General features: G+C 67.6%; 12 protein-coding genes and 1 pseudogene. 11 read left to right on the top strand and 2 right to left on the bottom strand.

Annotated features, from left to right (window positions below):
* The first annotated feature begins 8 nt into the window (after positions 1 to 8).
* From VHP37_07295 to VHP37_07285, 3 genes are read left to right on the top strand one after another with little or no spacing between them, the layout of a single operon-like run.
* Entirely contained in the window at positions 9 to 8810 is an 8802-nt protein-coding gene (locus VHP37_07295) for a filamentous hemagglutinin N-terminal domain-containing protein (GenBank protein ID HEX2826133.1), read from the top strand.
* Positions 8807 to 10201 (top strand): FecR domain-containing protein, encoded by a 1395-nt coding sequence (locus tag VHP37_07290; protein ID HEX2826132.1) that lies wholly within the window; start codon positions 8807 to 8809, stop codon positions 10199 to 10201. The genes VHP37_07295 and VHP37_07290 overlap by 4 nt, the downstream gene beginning before the upstream one ends.
* 2 nt (positions 10202 to 10203) lie before the next feature.
* The gene (locus VHP37_07285) at positions 10204 to 11817 is read left to right on the top strand and encodes a ShlB/FhaC/HecB family hemolysin secretion/activation protein (protein HEX2826131.1); all 1614 of its coding nucleotides are present in this window, start codon (positions 10204 to 10206) and stop codon (positions 11815 to 11817) included.
* Here VHP37_07285 and VHP37_07280 read toward each other — a convergent pair.
* Positions 11795 to 12523, bottom strand: coding sequence for an SAM-dependent methyltransferase (locus tag VHP37_07280; protein HEX2826130.1), 729 nt, complete (start codon positions 12521 to 12523; stop codon positions 11795 to 11797). The genes VHP37_07285 and VHP37_07280 overlap by 23 nt on opposite strands.
* Positions 12524 to 13090: a Maf family nucleotide pyrophosphatase gene (locus VHP37_07275; protein ID HEX2826129.1), complete on the bottom strand. Its 567-nt coding sequence runs from the start codon at positions 13088 to 13090 to the stop codon at positions 12524 to 12526.
* A 100-nt stretch (positions 13091 to 13190) separates the two neighbouring features.
* On the opposite strand from VHP37_07275, the gene VHP37_07270 reads away from it, so the two are divergent.
* The 8 genes and pseudogenes from VHP37_07270 to fabF all read left to right on the top strand — a co-directional run bounded on the left by VHP37_07270 (position 13191) and on the right by fabF (position 19277).
* Complete coding sequence (locus tag VHP37_07270; GenBank protein ID HEX2826128.1) at positions 13191 to 13703, top strand: DUF177 domain-containing protein; 513 nt, start codon at positions 13191 to 13193, stop codon at positions 13701 to 13703.
* Positions 13704 to 13714: 11 nt separating this feature from the next.
* Positions 13715 to 13894 (top strand): 50S ribosomal protein L32, encoded by a 180-nt coding sequence (gene rpmF, locus VHP37_07265; protein ID HEX2826127.1) that lies wholly within the window; start codon positions 13715 to 13717, stop codon positions 13892 to 13894.
* An 81-nt stretch (positions 13895 to 13975) separates the two neighbouring features.
* A pseudogene (gene plsX / locus VHP37_07260) lies at positions 13976 to 14944 on the top strand (phosphate acyltransferase PlsX).
* A 44-nt stretch (positions 14945 to 14988) separates the two neighbouring features.
* Positions 14989 to 15951, top strand: coding sequence for a beta-ketoacyl-ACP synthase III (locus VHP37_07255; protein HEX2826126.1), 963 nt, complete (start codon positions 14989 to 14991; stop codon positions 15949 to 15951).
* A 16-nt stretch (positions 15952 to 15967) separates the two neighbouring features.
* Entirely contained in the window at positions 15968 to 16900 is a 933-nt protein-coding gene (fabD, locus tag VHP37_07250; protein ID HEX2826125.1) for an ACP S-malonyltransferase, read from the top strand.
* Complete coding sequence (gene fabG / locus VHP37_07245) at positions 16897 to 17643, top strand: 3-oxoacyl-ACP reductase FabG (GenBank protein HEX2826124.1); 747 nt, start codon at positions 16897 to 16899, stop codon at positions 17641 to 17643. The genes fabD and fabG overlap by 4 nt, the downstream gene beginning before the upstream one ends.
* Positions 17644 to 17780: 137 nt before the next feature.
* The gene (acpP, locus tag VHP37_07240) at positions 17781 to 18020 is read left to right on the top strand and encodes an acyl carrier protein (GenBank protein HEX2826123.1); all 240 of its coding nucleotides are present in this window, start codon (positions 17781 to 17783) and stop codon (positions 18018 to 18020) included.
* Between the two features lie 18 nt (positions 18021 to 18038).
* Positions 18039 to 19277: a beta-ketoacyl-ACP synthase II gene (fabF, locus tag VHP37_07235; GenBank protein ID HEX2826122.1), complete on the top strand. Its 1239-nt coding sequence runs from the start codon at positions 18039 to 18041 to the stop codon at positions 19275 to 19277.
* Positions 19278 to 19285: the final 8 nt, after the last annotated feature.

The raw sequence follows: 19285 nt of genomic DNA, 5'->3' as shown, positions 1-19285 counted from the left end.
AGGCTACGGTGAAAAGCAACGCATGGCTGTTGCGGCCCATGGTCCTGGCCGTCAGCAGTTGCTTCGGCATGTCGGCGTGGGGCAATCCGCTCGGACCGCAGGTCGTGCAGGGCAACGCGACGTTCCAGGGTCTGGGCACGAACTCGCTTCAGGTACGTAACGCCCCCGGCACCGTCATCAACTGGCAGGGCTTCTCGATCGGCCAGGGCCAGCTCACCAACTTCATCCAGCAGAACGCGTCGAGCGCGGTGCTGAACCGCGTGGTCGGCGGCGACATCTCGCAGATCCACGGCACGCTGCAGTCCAACGGGCGTGTGTTCCTCATCAATCCTGCCGGCATCGTCGTCGGCTCGACCGGCATCATCGACACCGCGGGGTTCGTCGGCTCGACGCTCAACATGCTCGACGCCGATTTCCTCGCCGGCCGCTTGCGCTTCCAGGGCGATCCGAACGCCGGCGGCATCACCAACCAGGGGACGATACGCACCAGCTTCGGCGGCAGCATCGTACTCATCGCGCCGCACATCGAGAACGGCAAGGACGCGCTGATACAGACGCCCGGCGGCGAGCTCATCCTCGCCGCGGGACAGAAGGTGACGATCGGCACGCTCGACGCGAACGGCGTGCAGTTCGAGGTCCAGGCGCCGGGCGACTCGGTCGTCAACCTCGGCAAGTTGATTGCGGAAGGCGGCGCGGTCGGCGTCTTCGCCGGCACGCTCAAGCACAGCGGCGACATCCGCGCCGATGCGCTGGTACGCGACGCAGCGGGCCGCATCGTGCTGAAGGGCCGCGACACGGTCACCGTGGCGGGCAGCGTCAGCGCAACGAGCGCGGCAGGCCGGGGCGGCGACATACAGGTGCTCGGCGATCGCGTGAACGTGCTCGCCGGGGGAACGATCGACGTGTCGGGCGCGGCCGGCGGCGGCCGCCTGCTCATCGGCGGCGATTACCAGGGCGGCAATCGCAACGTGCCGAACGCGTCACGCACGTTCGTGGCGCAAGGCGCGAACCTCTTTGCCGATGCGACGAGCCAAGGCGACGGGGGCCGCATCATCGTGTGGGCGGACAAATCCACGCGCTATGACGGCAATCTCTTCGCACGCGGCGGACCGCTCGGCGGCAACGGCGGATTCGCCGAGGTCTCCGGCAAAGAGAACCTCGTCTTCACCGGCTTCGCGAATCTCTCCGCGCCGCGCGGCGCGCTCGGCACGCTGCTGCTCGATCCGCTCGATCTGTACGTCTCCGCGACGGGCGGTCTCAATCCGGACATCATCGACGAAGCCGGCGATTTCCCGAACAACGCGGTCACGGTCTCGCCGGACACGCTCGCCAAGATTCCGGGCAACGTGACGCTGTTCGCGTCGCGTTACATGCGTTTCAACGACGCAGTCAATCTCACCACGGCCGGCCAGACGTTCACCGCGCAGGTCGGCCGGGTGACCAACACCGATTTCCCCGGCACCACGTCGGACCTGTTCCCGTCGAACGGCCTGATCAACGGCATGGACATCGGCGCCAGCATTACGACCAACGGCGGCGCGGTGTCGCTGACCGCGCCGACGATACGCTCGTTCGGCAGCAGTCTCATCAGCATCACCACCGGCGGTGCGGCGATCACGCTTTCGCCGACGGCGGCGTCGACTCCGACACCGCTTCTGGTGCAGGCAGGCCTGCTCAACCTCAACGCCGGCACGGGCGTGGTTACGATCAATCAAGGCGGCAACGTACAGGTGCGCGACATCACCAGCGCACCGCTCACGATCAATGTGACCGGTTCGCTGAGCACCGGCGCGATCACGTCGACCGGCGCGGTCGATCTCACCGGCGCGTCGGTGTCCACCGGCGCCATCGGCGCGGGCGGCCTCGTCAACCTGACGGCGAATACGGGTTCGATCTTCACCGGTGTCGTTACTGCCAACGGCGCGATCACGGAGATCGCGCCGGGCACGATCTCGAACAGCTCGCTCGCGAGCGGGGGCGGGGCGGTCAGCCTCATGGGCTCCGGTACGAGCGCACCGAGCATCAGTACCGGCAACATCACCGCGGGCGCGGGCGCCGTAACCCTGAGCGGCCGCAGTATCTTCACCGGCACGATCGACACCACCGCGGCGGTGAGCCTCACGGCGTCGGCAGGCTCGATCTTCGCCACGGTCGACAACGCAGCGAGCGTCGTGGCCAATGCCACCAGCGCCGGCAGCCTGAGCGTGCAGGTTTCGTCCTCGACCGCGCTCAACGCGAACAACGTGAGCGCGATCGCGACCGGATGCACCGGCTTCACCGTCTGCAGTTCGGCTAACGTAGCGCTCAGCGGCGCGAACGGCGTCAACGTCGGAACCGTGAAGGCCGAGTCGCCGATCCATCCGGTGACGAACAACCGCAACAACTCGGTCACGATCAGCTCGAGCCGCGGCTCGGTCGTGGGAATGGCGGCGGATTCGCAGGTAACCGCCACCGACGTCACGCTGGGCACCAACACCGGATCGGGCGGCGGCATCCGCGGCGCGGGATCGGGCGCGTTGAACGTGAGCGCGGAACGCCGCTTCACATTCGCGCCCAACGGCGCCTTCAACGTCAACCTGAACGGCACCGGCCCGAACGTGCTGAGCGTTGCGCCGGGCCTCGCGGCGACCGGCTCGTCCTATACCGGCACGCTCGCGCGCCAGGGCGCGGGAACGTGGCTCGACGTCTCGGCCAGCGATGCGCTCGTCACGGTGAATTCATTCGCACCGACCGGGTTCAACGATCGCGTCTACAACATCGAGCCTGCGATTGCGCTCTCCGTGCCCAACGGCGATCTGCGCGCGGTCTCCGTCATTGCCCCGCAGGGCGACACACGTCCGTCCGATCCGCTGGTACCGTTCACGACGGCGTCGCTGCCGGTCATGATCAGCGCCAGCGGCAACGTCACGATCGATTCGTATACGCGCGAGGCGACGGCCGCGAGCCTCGCCAAGAGCACGACCATACGGTCCGACGGCTTCGGTTCGGTCACGCTCGGCTCGATCAACGCGAACAAGGACAGCGTCGACGTCTTCGGACCCGGCGGCGTCACGATCTCGTCGTCGACGCTGACGTCCACCGGTCCGATCTCGGTCAGCTCCACGTTCGGCACCATCAACGGCGGGCGCATCGTCGGCGGCAGCAGCGTCAGCCTGAGCTCCGACTCCGGCACCATCAACACCGGGCAGATCACCTCCGCCGATTCGACCAGCGTGACCAGCGACAGCGGCAGCATCTTCGTCGGGCGGATCGACGCCACGGGCGCGGTGACGCTGAACAGCGCTTTCGGAGCGATCGGGGCGAGCGCAGAAGGCGCGACGCTCGAGGTCGTGTCCGCCGCATCGATCGATGCCAGCGCGCCGACGATCGGCCGCGCGGGATTCGCCAATCCGCTCGACCTGCAAGCGCCCGCCATTACGCTGAGCAGCACCGGCTCGGGCGGCAGGATCGGCTTCCTCGATCCGGCGACGCCGGCCGCGCCGGTGGTCGCGCTCACACCCGACCTCACGATCAACGCCGCCAGCGCAGGCCTTCCGGGCGGCTCGTTCAACGTGAGCACCGGCAGCACCGCGCTCAAGAACCTCACGATCTTCGCGAGCTCGAGCGGCGCGTCGGTCACGCCCGGCAGCGGTCCGCGGCAGGCGAGCCGCGTCACGAGCGAGGCCAAGACCTACACCTTCGACGGCTTCGGCGGCGAGCTGGTCGTCGATATCGGCACGGTCCCCGATGCGGGCACTCCGTCGCAGACGCAGTTCGTCAACGGCACGCTCGCGGTGACGAACAACCTCGGCAACCTGCGCATCGCGAGCAACACCAACATGGGCGCGGGCGGCCTCACGGCCGAAGCGCAGCGCGGCAGCGTGCTTTCCGACGCCGCGACCTTCGACGGACGCGCGCTCGACCTGCGCGCCGGAACCGCCGGGCTCCTCGCACCTTCGACTTCTGTCGTCGTTTCGACCGCCGCGATCGGCACGACGATCGCGCCGGAGAGCGTCACGTTGCGCGCGGGGCGCGCGGCCGGCGACTCGCTGCCGGCGGTGACGGGCTCGGTCCAGACGAGCGGCGACGTCGTGGCCAGCGCGGTCACGATGGAAGCGTTCAACGGCAGCATTCGCGTCGGTCCGACCGGGACGGGCGCAATCGGCTCGGCAGCGTCGCGGGGGGCGATCAACCTCACGCTCAACCGCTCTACGCTCGACCCGGCCGCCAGCATCCGCACCGGTAACATCACGGGGTCGAACGTCAACGGCACCAACATCGCCAACGCCATCGTCACCGGCAACATCGACGCGACCGGCGACGTCGTGCTGAAGTCGCGCGAGTCGGTCACGACCGGGAACATCGACGCCGGAACGATCCTCATCACCGACGACCAGCTGATAACGACGACCATCACGACCGTCGGCGCCATCGGCCAGACGCGCGCACCGACGAGAGCCACGCTCATCGGCGCGCCGCTCACGATTGGCGGTGCGGTGACCGGGGCGGCCGGCTCGACACTCGGTTTCTTCTCGAACGGTCGCGGCAGCGCCGTGGGCACCACGACGATCAGCGGTCCGATCACCGCAGGCGACGGCAGCACGATCACCATTCTGTCGCGCCGGGATTTCGACTTCACGCGCATCGATGCCGGCGCCGGCGAGAGCTCGGTATCGGTGACCGCCGATACCGGGTCGATACGGCAAACGGCGGGCGGCGCCGGGGGCGGGATCACGGCGAAGACGATCTTCGTGTCCGCGCCCGACGCGATCACCAAGACCGCGGCGGGCGGAACCGACCCCGTCGATCTGTTCGGCGTCACGAATCTGACTGCCAGGGCGACCGGACGCGCGACCTTCGACGCGCACGCGAGCACGCTCGAACGCCTGAGCGTCAACAAGGGGCCGATCGGCCCGACCACGCCGTTCGGCGTGAGCAACCTCGGCAGCGGCCAGACCGTCTCGGTCACCGGCGGTCCCGACATCACGCTCGTGGTCGACAGCCCGACGAGTCCGCTCAATTTCGAGCTCAACTACATCGGCGGCGCGATCACGCTCGCGGGGCTCGGCATACGCACCTCGGGCGGCGATGCGACCGTGACGTCCAACGGTACCTTCACCGGCCTGACCGATACCAGCCCGACGGGGCTCACCGGAAACGGCATCCATACGGCGGGCGGTGCGGTCGTCCTGCGGGCCCCCAGCATCGTCACCGGAACCATCGATACGCGTCCCGGCATCGGTGCTTCGGGTGGCGGGATCGACATCAACACGAACTTCGGCACCAACATTCTCGTGAGCGGCGATCTCAGGACGGGTGAGACCGGCGGCGCGATCGTGATCGGGACCGGCGGCGGCTCGATCACGCGCTCGGGCACCGAAACGATACAGTCGGGAACTCGCGCCGACGTGAGGGCGAGCGGCGACATCGGCGCCGCGGGCAACCGCCTGGTGATCGAAGCGCCGACCGTCGTGCTGGCCGCGGCGGGCACGGGCACTGCGTTCGCGCAGCTTACCGGCACGAACAACCTGGACCTGCGCGGCGACCATGGCTTCAACGTCTCGTCCGACACCGCGTTCAACACGCTGACGGTGTCGAGCAGCGCCACCGGCGCCGGCACCGCGGCGGCCGGCACGCTCAATCTGACCGCGCCCGGGCAAACCTTCGACTTCGCACACCCGGGCACCGCGTTCCAGGTCGTCAGGGCGGATCTCGGCGCCTCGCAGCCCGATGCCAATCGCGCGACGTTCACCACCTCGGCCGGCGATCTGCTGATCTTCGGCGGGACGTCGTCGACGCCGTCCCTCATCAACGTGCCGAACCTCGATCTGTTCGCCGCGCAGGATGTGAGGCTCGAAGGGGATGCGGCGAATCGCCTCGTCCTCACCAACGCCCTGCAGAATTTCAGGCCGACCCGCGATCTGCTCATCACAGGCAACGCTGCGATCACCGCGACCGCACCGGGGAGCGCGGCGCCCAGCGGCACCGCGGCGCAGATCTTCCGTCCGGGCCGTGACATCGTCGTACAGGCGCAGGGCGGCAGCATCGCCATCGACGCACCGACGCAGGACTTCACCGCGCTCAACGGCAACATCTCATTCCTCGGCGGCAGCGGCGCGGACGATGCGGTGACCGTCACCGGCAGCGTCAACCAGTTCATCTCGACCGCGCAAGGCGCGGCACGAAACATCGTGCTCGGCGCCGGCAGCGGCGCACGCTCCAACGTGAGCGTGGTGTATTCGGGCGGGGCCAACGTGTCACCGTCTGGGGACGGCAACCTGGCCGATCAACGGATAGAGGCCGGCGGCGACGTACGCGTGCTCGGCGGCAGCGGCGCCGATGCGATCGGCGAGATCAGAACGGGCGCAGGACGCCAGCAGGTGCGGGCGGACGGCACGGTGCTCGTCGCCGGCGGCGCTGGCACTGGTGCGCGCGCTCGCATCCTTCACAGCGGTACCGCGGACCATGCGCAGCAGATCGGTGAAAGCCGCCTCACCGGCGGGCTCGATCCGGTGCCGTTCCCGTACCAGACCGACGCGATCGAGGTGCGGGGCGGGACCAATACCGATGCGACTGCGGAGATCACGTCCAGCGCGCGGCAACAGGTGTTCGTTCAGAACCTGTCCGGGACGCCTGGGAGTGCGGGAACCCTCAAGGTGCTCGGCGGCAGCGGCGCGGGGACCACGGCCCGCATCGACAGCACCGGCACGACCGAACAGGAGATCGGGCTGCCCAACTATCTCGTCGACCGCCCCGGCTTCAGGATGGGCGACATCACCGTCGAAGCGGGCACCGGCGTCGGCTCGGCCGTGCGCATCACGTCCGCGGCCTCGCAGCGCGTCACGACGAGCAGCGATTTCGGGGCACCGGGCGCGCTCGCCGTCAGAGGCATGGCGACCGATGCGTCGGCGTCGCTCACGGGCGCGGGCCAGGACATTCGCGTCAAGGGACTGACCGTCGAAGCCGGCGCAGGCAACAACGCCAACGCGCTGGTGCAATCGAGCACGACACAGACCATCCAGCACTCCGGTGTCAACGTTTTCGGCGGCGGCGGTGCGGGCGCGACCGCGACCGCCCAGATCCTCGCTGCGGAGAATCAGGCCATACAGCAGTTCTTCTCGGCCAACAGCGTCGTCAGAGGCGGCGCGGGCGCGAACTCCTTCGCGCGCATCAACACGCCGGCGACCCAGACCCTCTCGTTCAGCAACCTGCGCGTCGCAGGCGGCGACGGCGCGGGCGCTTTCGCGCGCGTCGATTCGGGCGCCGATCAACGACTGAGTCTGTCCACGATGACGATCGCAGGCGGGGCCGGCACCGACGCGTTCGGCAAGATCGACGCCGCCACCTCGCAGGCCGGCACGTTCGGCAGCGGCAACATCGGCGTCGCGAGCCTCACCGGCGGCGGCGGCACCGGTGCGTACGCGGCGTTCGAATCGGGCACGCTGCAATCGCTCGGGTACTCCTCGCTAACCCTGCAGGGCGGCACCGCGACGAGCACGCCGGCGCGTTTCGTCGCGGCGACCACACAATCGCTGTCCGGCGGCAACATCACGCTCCAGGCCGGCGGCAACGCGGATACCGCGGTCGCCGATGCGGGCGCGCTGCTCGAGGGGCGCTCGCAGTTCTTCTCCGGGTTCGGCGCGGTCATGGTCAACGGCGGCGCAGGCGTCGCCGGCAGCACGTCCGACGCGATCATCCGCAACCTCGCCGGCAATCAGACGCTGAACGCGGGCAGCGTGACCGTGCGCAGCGGTTTGCGCAATTCGCTGGGCGCGATCGTCAATGCGGGCGACGGCACCCAGATGCTCAGCGCATCCAGCGGGATCGCCGTTGCCGGCAGGTCGGCGGATACGACGGCGAACGCCATGATCCAGAACGTGCCGGCGACCACGCAGACGCTGAGCGCAAGCTTCGGCGGCATCACGATCGCCAATACCGGCGCGGGCGAAGCGCGCATCATCTCGGCCGCCGCGCAATCGACGACCTCGCAATTCCTGCACGTCACTACGGATTCCACGGGCTTATCGAGCCTCTCGGCGTCGGGGAACCAGCGGGTGGTCACGACCAACGGCGGGGTCGCCGCCGCCGGCGGTCGCAGTCTGCGCGTCGCAGGCATCGGCAGCGGCACCGCGAGCATCGTCTCGGGCGCGACCCAGCTCTTCGAGATCGACTACCCGGGTGTCATGACGACGGTATTCGGGACGCCGCCGCCCGGGTCCTTCGTGATCGGCGACACGACGTCGACCGGAACCTCGCTGATCCAGGGCAACAATCAGTTCATTTTCGCCGGCTCTGCTACCATACAGTCGGGAAGCGGTTCGGCATCGTCGGCCAAGCTCGATGCCGCCGGCACACAGGTGGTGAGCACACTTCCCGGCGGCATAACAATAGCAAGCGGCAGCGGCGCGGGTTCGTCGGCATCGATCGACCCCGAGTCGCAGAGTCTCGTGAGCAATGGACCGATGACCTTGAACGCCGTGGGAGGACCGGTGACGCTGGTGTCGAACGGACCGCAGAACATCATCGTGACCAACGGTCCGTTGACCGTGGGAGGCAGCTCGAGTGCCGCCGCCTCGTCGATCTTCACGTCCGGCACCCCCGACCAGCAAGTCATTATCGCCTCGGGCGGGGTCACCATCCTGCCGTTCGGAAGCATCGGGGCGAGCCCGGCGGGCGCGAGCGCGGGCGCTCTCGCAAGCAGCGCCTCGACCAACCAGCTCGTGCGCACGCAGGACGAGCTGGAGCGCACCCAAAGCGAGTTCGAGCGCCTGCTGGAGGAGGCGGAGGCCGAAGACCGACGTAGCCGCCGCGGCATAGGAGCCTGCCAGTGAGCGCCGCGGCGATGGCGTTCAGGCTGGTCGGGCTGCTCGTCGCTTTCTTCGGGTTCGCTTCCGCCGCCTTGTCAGCCGTGCCGGAGGCCGCGGGTGAAGTCACGTTCGTGCAAGGCATCGCGACCGCCCAGACGCCCGGTTTCGCCGCACGCTTCCTCGCCAAGGGCGAGCCGGTCTACGAAGGCGAGATCCTGAATACCGGTGCAAAGGCCTTCGCGCTGATCACCCTCAAGGACGGCACCAAGCTCACGCTGCGCCCGAACTCGAGCTTCCAGCTCGAGCGCTTCAAGCAGGGCGGCAACGACGAATCGGCGATCTTCAGGATATTGAAAGGCGGCGTGCGCGCGCTCACCGGCCTCATCGGCAAGCGCAATCCGCAGAACGTCGAAGTGCGCACGACGACCGCGACCATCGGCATACGCGGCACCTCGTTCGACGCGCGCCTCTGCGAGAACGACTGCGCCGAGGAACAGCGGCGCATGACGACCAAATCGCGCGTTCCGCAGCCGGAGGCGATCGTCGCGCGCGTGGCGGTGCTTTCGGGCTCGGCGACCGCCGCGGGTCCCGACGGGCAATCGAGGCGGCTCAACGAAGGCAGCGCGCTCTTCAGCGGCGACACGGTGCGCACCGCCAAGGCCTCGCACGCCGTGCTCGGGTTCCGCGACCGCTCGAAGGTGACCGTGACGGCCGACAGCGAATTCAAGCTCGAGGACGTGCGTTTCGCCGGTCCCCAATCCGACAGCGGCAATTTCGCGGTGCGGGTGGTACGCGGAGGCATACGGCTGCTGACGGGCCTGCTCGCCAAGCGCGATCCGAAAGCCGCGACCGTGAACGCGACGACCACGGTCATCGGTCTGCGCGGCACCGGCGGCGACTTCTTCGTCGGACCGCACTGCCTCGCCCCGCAGGACTGCGTGAACGAAGCGGTGCTGGCATTCGTGTGGGAACCCGAAATCGAGATGCGCGTCGACGGCCGGGTGCTGCAAATCCCGAACGGGCAGGTCGGCCTCTACGTGCCGAGCCGCAACCTCCTCACGCTGCTCGACGCGATACCCGACATCATCCGCAACGAGCCGGCGCCGCGGCCGGACGGCGTAGACGTCAACTTCGAAGCGCTCTTCGCCGCGGTCGATCTCGACAATATCGGCCCGGGGTTCTACGTCGGCATGCGCGACGGCGACATCGTCCTGCGCGGGCCGGACGGCTTGATCTATCTGTCCCGTGACGAGGCGGGCGTGCTGCGCGACGGCCAGACCGTGCCGATCCGCATCACGCCGTATCCGCTCTTCCTGCTGAACGATCCGTATCCGACGCCGGAAGGCTTCGACGAACGCGCGTTCCGATTGCTCGAGCTGCTCAATCCCGGGGATGTGATTTGCGAAATTCGATGACGATGCGCTCCAAAGTTTCGTGGGTCCGCAGGCACAAGCGTGCATTCGCCGGTATCTCCTGCGCACTCGCGCTGGCGTTCGCTCCCGCGCTGCACGCCGCCGACACGCCGGTGCTCGAAGTCAACCGGTTCGTCATCGAAGGCGACAACCCGCTCTCGCAAAGCGAGACCGACGAGATCCTCAAACCCTATCTGGGACCCCACTCCAGTCTGCAGACGCTGGAACAGGCCGCGGCAGCGCTGGAGAAAGCGGTCAGGGCGCGCGGCAACTCTTTCCACCGCGTCATCGTGCCCGCGCAGCAGCCGACGGCAGGCGAGCTCACGCTGCGCATCCTGCCGTTCACGCTCGACCGCGTGACCGTCGTCGGCAACCAGCACTTCACCACCGAGAACATCCTGCGCAGCGTGCCCGGGCTCAAGCCCGGCCGTGCACCCGACGTGCGCCTGCTAGGGCAGCAGCTCAGCCTCGCCAACGAGCACCCGTCCAAGCGCGTCACGCTGCAGATCAAGGAAGGCACCAAGCCCGATGCGGTCGACGCGGACCTGCGTGTCGCCGACGTCGCGCCGTCGCAGTTCTTCGTGAGCCTGATCGGCGGCACGCGCGATTTCGACAACACGCTCAACCGCAACACCGGCTACACGCGCCTCACCCTCGGTTACCAGCACAGCAACCTCTTCAACCGCGATCACACCGCGACGATCGCATACACGACCTCGCCGGACCACGTGAGCGACGTCACGCAGATCGGTGTTTTCTATACGATCCCGTTCTACGGCTACAACACGATGCTCAGCGCGTACTACACGCACTCGGACATCGACAGCGGCAGCATCGGGCTAGGTACCCAGAGCTTCGACGTGAGCGGAAGCGGCGACTTCTACGGCATCAAGGCGACGTACCTGCTGCCGCGCTTCGGCGAGCTCGTGCACAACGTGTCGATCGCGTACGACTCGCGCTACTTCGAGAGCAACGTCGCATTCGGCGGCACTGCGCTGCCGGCGACCGCCGTCGGCAGCCGCCCGATCACGTTCCGCTACGCCGCGCGCATGGAAAAGGACCAAGCTGCGTACGCCGGCTTCGCCGAATACAGCCGCAATATTCCGGGCGGCCGCGCCGGCAGCGATACCGCTTACATGAACGCCCGCTTGCCCGGCGGGGCGGAGCGAGACTGGTCGGCGTTCCGCTACGGCCTGGATGGAACCTACAGCTTCGGCGCGCGCTGGAGTCTGAGCGGACGCCTGCGCGGCCAGTACACCGACGATCCGCTGATCCCCGGCGAGCAGCTCGGCATCGCCGGCATCACCGCGGTGCGCGGCTTCCGCGAGCGCGAAGTCACGGGCGACCGGGCGTACTTCGTGAACCTCGAAGCGAACGGGCCTGCGTTCTTCTTCAATATTGCGCCGTTCGCGTTCTTCGACTTCGGCTGGAGAAAGCTCGTCACGCCGGTGACCGGCGCGTCCCAGACCGACAACATTTCGAGCGCGGGCGCGGGGCTGCGCTGGAAATGGCAGGGGCTCGACCTCAACGTGGCGTACGCGCACGTGACCAACGGCGTGGCGTTCGGCACGCCGCGCGATCACGACAAGCTGCACTTCACGGCGTTCTACCGCTTCTGATTTCCCGATAGAGCAGGAACACCGCCGGCCGCCGGTTGAGCGCGGGCTTGCCGCGCTTCCAGTCGGCGATCGGCCGCGTGCGTACGAGCTCTGAGCTCAGAGTGAGATCCGCCGCCACGCACAACAGCGTGTCCGCGCGGCATGCCTCCAACACCGCGCCGAACATCGCGTCGTTGCGGTAAGGCGTTTCGATGAAGGCCTGCGCGGCGCCGTGCCGTTCCGACTCGCGCTCGAGCTCCTTCAATCTGCGATCGCGGGCGGCGCGCTCGACGGGCAGATAGCCGTGGAAAGCGAAACGCTGGCCGTTCAGGCCCGACGCCATGATCGCCAACAGCAGGGCCGACGGCCCGACGAGCGGCTTCACCGTGATGGCCGCGGCGTGCGCTTTCCTCACGAGGCCGGCGCCCGGATCGGCGACGGCGGGACATCCCGCCTCGGACAGGAGCGCGCAGTCGGCGCCGGCGACGATCGGTGCGAGCAGCCGATCGAGAGCCGCGGCCGGGGTGTGCTCGTCGAGCGTATCGATCGGCAGCCCTTGCAGCGGCCGCGGATAGCCGATCGCCTTGAGGAACGCGCGTGCGGTCTTGGGATTCTCGGCGACGAAGCGCTCGCAGCGCATGACCGCCTCCAGCGTCGCCGGCGGCAACAGCGGCAGGGCTTCGCCGCCGAGCCCGGTCGGCACGAGATAGAGCGTGCCCGGAGCCATCTACAGCACGGCTATGCCGGCGCTCTCGAGCATCGTGACGAGCGCGACGAGCGGCAGGCCGATGAGCGCGGTCGGATCGGCGCTCACGACCTCGGACACGAGGGCGATGCCGAGCGACTCGATCTTGGCGCTGCCGGCGCAGTCGTACGGCTGGTCGGCCGCCAGGTACTTCGCGGCTTGGGTTTCCGAATACCGGCGAAAACGCACCGCGGTCGGTACGCATTCGACGTGCGCGCCGCGGCTGTCCAGGACGCATAACGCGGTATGGAAGACCGCGCTGCGCCCGCGCATCTCCATCAATTGCGCCAGCGCTGCATCGTGCGTCCCGGGCTTGCCGATCGCCTTGCCGTCGAGGCTTGCGACCTGGTCCGACCCGATGACGACCGCGTTCGGGAAATCCGCGGCAACGGCCCGCGCCTTCATCTCCGCGAGCCGGCGCGCGGTCGCCTCGGGCAGTTCTCGCGGCAGCGGCGCCTCGTCCACGGCGGGGACCGCCACCGCGTACGGCACCCGCAGGCGGTCGAGCAGCATGCGCCGGTACGGGGAGGAAGAGGCGAGGACGAGCACGGGGTTGGTCGAAGGTGCGGCTGTAAGTGTCTGCTGAAGTTGAACTTTTTTAAACCGTGGCTTTGACAGCAGGCTGCAAAAATACTATCATCCGCCGCTTATGTCTGCACCGGCGGTCATCGATGCTCTGGAGTTCGCCCGCTCGGCGCAAGAATCGTCCGGCAGCGTCCCCGTTTCAGCCCTCGAGCGTCTCGAAGACCTCCTTTGCGATTCGGCCGGTATCCTCGATTGGAGGATCAAAGGCCGGCGCGACGAGCGCAATCGGCCGCTGCTCGACGTCGCCGTCGACGGAGAGCTGCACCTGCAGTGCCAGCGCTGCCTGGGACTGCTCGAGTATCCGGTCGCGGTCCGCAATTCGCTTCTGGTGGTGCCGGAAGGCGCTGCGCCCGAGGACGATCTCGAGGACCCGGAAGCGCCGGATACGCTGGACGCGAACCCGGAGCTCGACGTGAACGCGCTGGTCGAAGACGAGGTGCTGCTCTCGCTGCCGCTGGCGCCGCGCCATCCCGAAGGGACGTGCGAGAGCCGGTTCGCAACGCAATCACAGGAGAGCGCCTCACCCAAGGCGTTCGAAAAGCTGGCCGCTTTGAAGCGCCCGCAAAACAAGCATTAAGGAGCACGTAAATGGCTGTTCAGCAGAACAAGAAGTCCCCCTCCAAGCGCGGCATGCACCGCTCGCACGATCACCTGTCGGCGCCGCCGCTCGCGGTCGAGCCGACGACCGGTGAAGTCCATCTGCGCCACCACGTCAGCCCCACGGGTTATTACCGCGGCAAGAAGGTCGTCAAGACCAAGGGCGAATAAGCAGCCGGCGCCCGGCCGCGCGGGCTCGCGCCCGCCGATCTACAAGAACAAACGGCGGACGTTTGAAGTGGAGGAAACTCGATGGACGTGACCGTTGCCATCGACTGCATGGGTGGCGACCACGGCTCGCACGTGACGGTGCCGGCCGTGCTCAAGTACCTCGCTGACGATCCCGAATCCGCTTTTGTGCTCGTTGGACAGCAGCCCGCGATCGAGGCGGAGCTCGCTCGTCTGCGCGCGCAGCCCTCGGCGCGACTGCGCATACGCCACGCGGCGGACGTCGTGCAGATGGACGATCCGCCCGCGACGGCGCTGCGCGGCAAGAAGGACTCGTCGATGCGGGTCGCGATCGATCTCGTGAAGAGCGGCGAAGCGCACGCGTGCGTGAGCGCCGGCAACACCGGCGCGCTGATGGCGATCTCGCGTTTCGTGCTGAAGACGCTGCCCGGCATCGACCGCCCCGCGATCGCGACGACGCTCCCGACGCTGACCGGCCATACCTGCGTGCTCGACCTCGGCGCGAACGTCGACTGCACGGCCGAGCATCTGCTCCAGTTCGGCATCATGGGCTCGGAGCTCGTCGCTTCGGTCGACGCGAACCCTCGTCCCAGGGTGGGATTGCTCAACATCGGCGAGGAAGCCATCAAGGGCAACGACGTCGTGAAAGAAGCCGCGGAGCTCCTGCGCGCGAGCGAGCTCAACTTCCATGGCAACGTCGAAGGCGACGACATCTTCAAAGGCACCGTCGACGTCGTCGTGTGCGACGGCTTCGTCGGCAACGTCGCGCTCAAGAGCTCGGAAGGCGTCGCGCAGATGCTTTCCACCGCGCTGCGCGAGGAATTCAAGCGCAACTGGCTGACGCGGCTGGCGGCGCTGGCCGCCTGGCCCGTACTCCAGCATTTCAAAAAGCGCCTCGACCATCGCCGCTACAACGGCGCGACGCTCATCGGTCTGAAGGGCATCGTCATCAAGAGCCACGGCTCGGCGGACACGTTCGCGTTCGGTTTCGCGATCCGCCGCGCGGTCGAGGAAGCGCGCACCGGCGTTCTGCGTCACATCGAAGAGCGCATGTCTCACATCCAGAAAACGGCGGCATGACCATTTATTCGCGCATCGTCGGCACCGGCAGCTATCTCCCGGAGAAGATCCTCACCAACCGCGACCTGGAGAAGCTGGTCGACACGTCCGACGAATGGATTTACACGCGCACCGGAATTCGCCAGCGCCATGTCGCGGCCGAGCAGGAGAACGCGAGCGACCTCGCGCTCGCGGCGAGCCGCCGGGCCCTCACCGCGGCGGGGCTCACGCCGCAGGACATCGATCTCATCATCGTCGCGACGACCACGTCGGATATGGTGTTCCCGAGCACCGCCTGCATCCTGCAGGCGAAGCTCGGTGTCAAGAACTGCCCGGCGTTCGACATGCAGGCCGTGTGCAGCGGTTTCGTCTACGCGCTCGCGACGGCCGATCAGCTCATGAAGTCGGGCCAGTACCGCAATGCCCTCGTCGTCGGCGCCGAAGTGTACTCGCGCATCCTCGACTGGAAGGACCGCTCGACCTGCGTGCTGTTCGGCGACGGCGCGGGCGCCGTGGTGCTCAGCAGGAGCGACCAGCCCGGGGTGCTCGCTTCGCGCCTGCACGCCGACGGCAGCTACGCGCACATCCTGTCGGTGCCGGGCAGCGTGTCGCGCGGCGAGATCGCGGGACGGCCGCTGCTGCAGATGGAAGGCAACGCGGTCTTCAAGTTCGCAGTCAAAGTGTTGAGCGAGGTCGCCGATGAGACCTTGCACGCGGCGGGTATCGACAAGTCGCAGATCGACTGGCTCGTGCCGCACCAGGCGAACATCCGCATCATCCAGTCGACGGCGAAGAAGCTGGGATTGAGCATGGAGCGCGTGATCGCAACGGTCGAGCGTCACGCCAATACGTCGGCCGCGTCGGTGCCGCTCGCGCTCGACGAAGCGGTGCGCGACGGCCGCATCCGCGAAGGGCACAACGTGCTGCTCGAAGGGGTGGGCGGGGGCTTTACCTGGGGCGCGGTGCTGGTGCGGTGGTGAGCAGAGAACGACAGAGATGAAAAAATTCGCATTGGTGTTCCCGGGACAGGGCTCGCAGTCGGTCGGCATGATGCACGGCTACGCCGAGCTTTCGATCGTTCGCCGCGTTTTCGACGAAGCGTCGGATACGCTGTCGCAAGACCTGTGGCAGCTCGTGGCCGAGGGTCCCGCGGAGGACCTGAACGCCACGGTGAACACCCAGCCCGTCATGCTCACGGCCGGTTACGCCACTTACAAGGCGTGGTTGGAGCAGGGCGGCGCCGAGCCCGCGATGGTGGCCGGGCATAGCCTCGGCGAATACACCGCGCTCGTCGTTGCCGGCGTGCTCGAGTTCAGGGACGCGCTGCCGCTGGTGCGCTTTCGCGCGCAGGCGATGCAGGAGGCGGTGCCGCTGGGCACCGGCGCGATGGCGGCGATCCTCGGACTCGCCGACGACGCGGTGCGCAAGGCGTGCGCGGATGCGGCCAACGGCGAAGTGGTCGAGGCGGTGAACTTCAACGCGCCGAGCCAGGTGGTGATCGCCGGGCACAAGGCGGCGGTAGAGCGCGCGGCCGCGGCGGCGAAGGCGGGTGGTGCGAAGCGCGCGCTCATGCTGCCGGTCAGCGCGCCGTTCCATTCGTCGCTGCTGCAGCCGGCGGCGCAGCGGCTCGCCGAGTACATGTCGAAGCTCACGCTGAAGGCGCCGCGCATCCCGGTGGTCAACAACGTCGACGTTGCGGTGATCGACGATCCCGCGGCGATCCGTGACGCCCTCGCGCGTCAGGCGTGCAGTCCGGTGCGGTGGGTCGAGGTCGTCCAGGCGCTCGCGCGCGGGGGCGTGACCGACGTGGTCGAGTGCGGACCGGGCAAGGTGCTGGCGGGTCTCACCCGTCGCATCGATCCCTCGCTGCAGGGCCACGCGGTCAGCGATCCCGCGTCGCTCGCAAACACCCTGGAGGCGCTCAAGTGACGACACTCGAAGGCAGGGTCGCGCTGGTCACCGGCGCTTCGCGCGGTATCGGCCGCGGCATCGGCATCGCGCTGGCAAAAGCCGGTGCCTCGGTCGTGGGCACCGCCACCGGCGAATCGGGCGCGAAAGCGTTCGCCGACGCGCTCGCGGCCGAAGGATTGAAAGGCGCCGGCATCGTCATGAACGTGACCGATGCCGCGCAGGTGGACGCGGGACTCAAGTCGATCGAGAAGGACTTCGGCGCGATCGGCATCCTCGTCAACAACGCCGGCATCACGCGCGACAACCTGCTCATGCGCATGAGCGACGAGCAGTGGGACGACATCATGTCGACCAATCTGAAGTCGGTTTACCGGCTGTCGAAGGCGGTGATCCGCGGCATGATGAAAGCGCGCGAAGGCCGCATCATCAACATCACGTCGGTGATCGGCGCGATGGGCAACGCGGGACAGACCAATTACGCGGCGGCGAAGGCGGGTGTCGTCGGTTTCTCGAAAGCGCTCGCGCGCGAGCTCGGCAGCCGCAACATCACGGTGAACTGCGTAGCACCCGGTTTCATCGAGACCGACATGACGAACGCTCTGCCCGAAGAGACGCGCAGGGGATTGCTCTCGCAGATCCCGCTCGCTCGTCTCGGACATGTCGACGACATCGCACAGGCCGTGCTCTTCCTCGCTTCGCCGGGTGCTTCGTACATCACCGGATGCACGCTGCACGTCAACGGCGGCATGCATATGGATTGAGCGTCTCGTCTTTGTTTTTACAGCGCTTTTCGCTGAAACTAATGTGGTAAAATCCACGCCTGTCGAAAACCCCATCCCGCTTCGTCAGGGATGGCCGCAATTCACTGAACCCACAAAGCAAGAGGAAAGGGGACCGTATGGAGAACATCGAGCAACGGGTCAAGAAGATTGTTGCCGAGCAACTGGGTGTGAACGAAGCCGACGTGAAGAACGAATCGTCCTTCGTCAACGACCTCGGCGCTGATTCGCTGGACACCGTTGAGCTCGTGATGGCCCTCGAAGAGGAGTTCGAGACCGAGATCCCCGACGAAGAGGCCGAGAAGATCACGACCGTGCAGCAGGCGATCGACTTCATCAAGTCGCACGGAAAATCCTGATCGCGAGCCGGTGCTGATTTGGCAAGACGCAGAGTAGTCGTAACCGGCCTCGGCATCGTTTCGCCCGTGGGCGTGGGCGTGCCCGAGGCCTGGGCCGGCATCCTCGCCGGAAAATCCGGCATCGGCCCGATCACCCGCTTCGACGCTTCCCAATTGCCGTCGCGCATCGCGGGTGAAGTCAAGGGGTTCGACGTCGCCCAGTATCTCGCGCCCAAGGAAGCGCGGCGCTTCGACACTTTCATTCACTATGGGCTTGCAGCCGGCATAGAGGCCATCAAGGACGCCGGCCTCGATTTCGAAAAGCTCGACCGCGAGCGCATCGGCGCGGTCATCGGCTCCGGCATCGGCGGCCTGCCGCTGATCGAGGAGACCGACGACGCGGTCGACGCAGGCGGCCCCCGCAAGATCTCTCCCTTCTTCGTCCCCGGTACGATCATCAACATGATCGCCGGCCAGCTCTCGATCATGTACGGTCTCAAGGGGCCGAACCTCGCGATCGTCACCGCGTGCACGACCGCGAATCACTGCATCGGCGACGCCGGCCGCCTCATCGAGTACGGCGACGCCGACGTCATGGTCGCGGGCGGCGCGGAGTCGACGGTGAGCCTGCTCGGCGTCGGCGGGTTCTGCTCGGCGCGCGCGCTCTCGACCCGCAACGACGATGCCCAGGGCGCCAGCCGCCCGTGGGACAAGGACCGGGACGGCTTCGTCCTGGGCGAAGGCGCGGGCATGCTGGTGCTCGAGGAGTACGAGCACGCCAAGGCGCGCGGCGCGAAGATCTACTGCGAGCTCAAGGGCTACGGCATGAGCGCCGACGCCTATCACATCACCGCGCCGAGCGAAAACGGCGACGGCGCAGTGCGCTGCATGATCAACGCCCTGCGGAACGCGGAGATGAATGCCGACAGCGTCGATTACGTCAACGCGCACGGCACGTCGACCCCGCTCGGCGACATCGCCGAAACCACGGCGGTCAAGCGCGCGTTCGGGGACCATGCGCGCAAGCTCGCGGTGAGCTCCACCAAGTCGATGACCGGGCACCTGCTCGGCGCGGCGGGCGGCATCGAAGCCGTGTTCTCCTGTCTCGCCATCCGCGATCAGGTCGCGCCGCCGACGATCAACCTCACCAACCCCGATCCACAGTGCGACCTCGATTACGTGCCGAACACCGCGCGACCGATGAAGATCGACGTGGCGCTCTCGAACTCGTTCGGGTTCGGCGGGACGAACGGCACCCTGGTTTTCCGCAAGGTGTGACGCCCGCG

It is taken from the genome of Burkholderiales bacterium (assembly GCA_036262035.1).
Classification (GTDB): Bacteria; Pseudomonadota; Gammaproteobacteria; order Burkholderiales; family SG8-41; genus JAQGMV01.
This window is presented reverse-complemented; position numbering and strand designations above follow the sequence as displayed.

Bases quoted from the DNA above. Each gene is read 5' to 3' on its own strand.
- VHP37_07285 (HEX2826131.1), top strand. From the start codon at position 10,204: ATGCGCTCCAAAGTTTCGTGGGTCCGCAGGCACAAGCGTGCATTCGCC.
- VHP37_07270 (HEX2826128.1), top strand. From the start codon at position 13,191: ATGTCTGCACCGGCGGTCATCGATGCTCTGGAGTTCGCCCGCTCGGCG.
- VHP37_07255 (HEX2826126.1), top strand. From the start codon at position 14,989: ATGACCATTTATTCGCGCATCGTCGGCACCGGCAGCTATCTCCCGGAG.
- VHP37_07280 (HEX2826130.1), bottom strand. From the start codon at position 12,523: ATGGCTCCGGGCACGCTCTATCTCGTGCCGACCGGGCTCGGCGGCGAA.
- fabD (HEX2826125.1), top strand. From the start codon at position 15,968: ATGAAAAAATTCGCATTGGTGTTCCCGGGACAGGGCTCGCAGTCGGTC.
- rpmF (HEX2826127.1), top strand. From the start codon at position 13,715: ATGGCTGTTCAGCAGAACAAGAAGTCCCCCTCCAAGCGCGGCATGCAC.
- acpP (HEX2826123.1), top strand. From the start codon at position 17,781: ATGGAGAACATCGAGCAACGGGTCAAGAAGATTGTTGCCGAGCAACTG.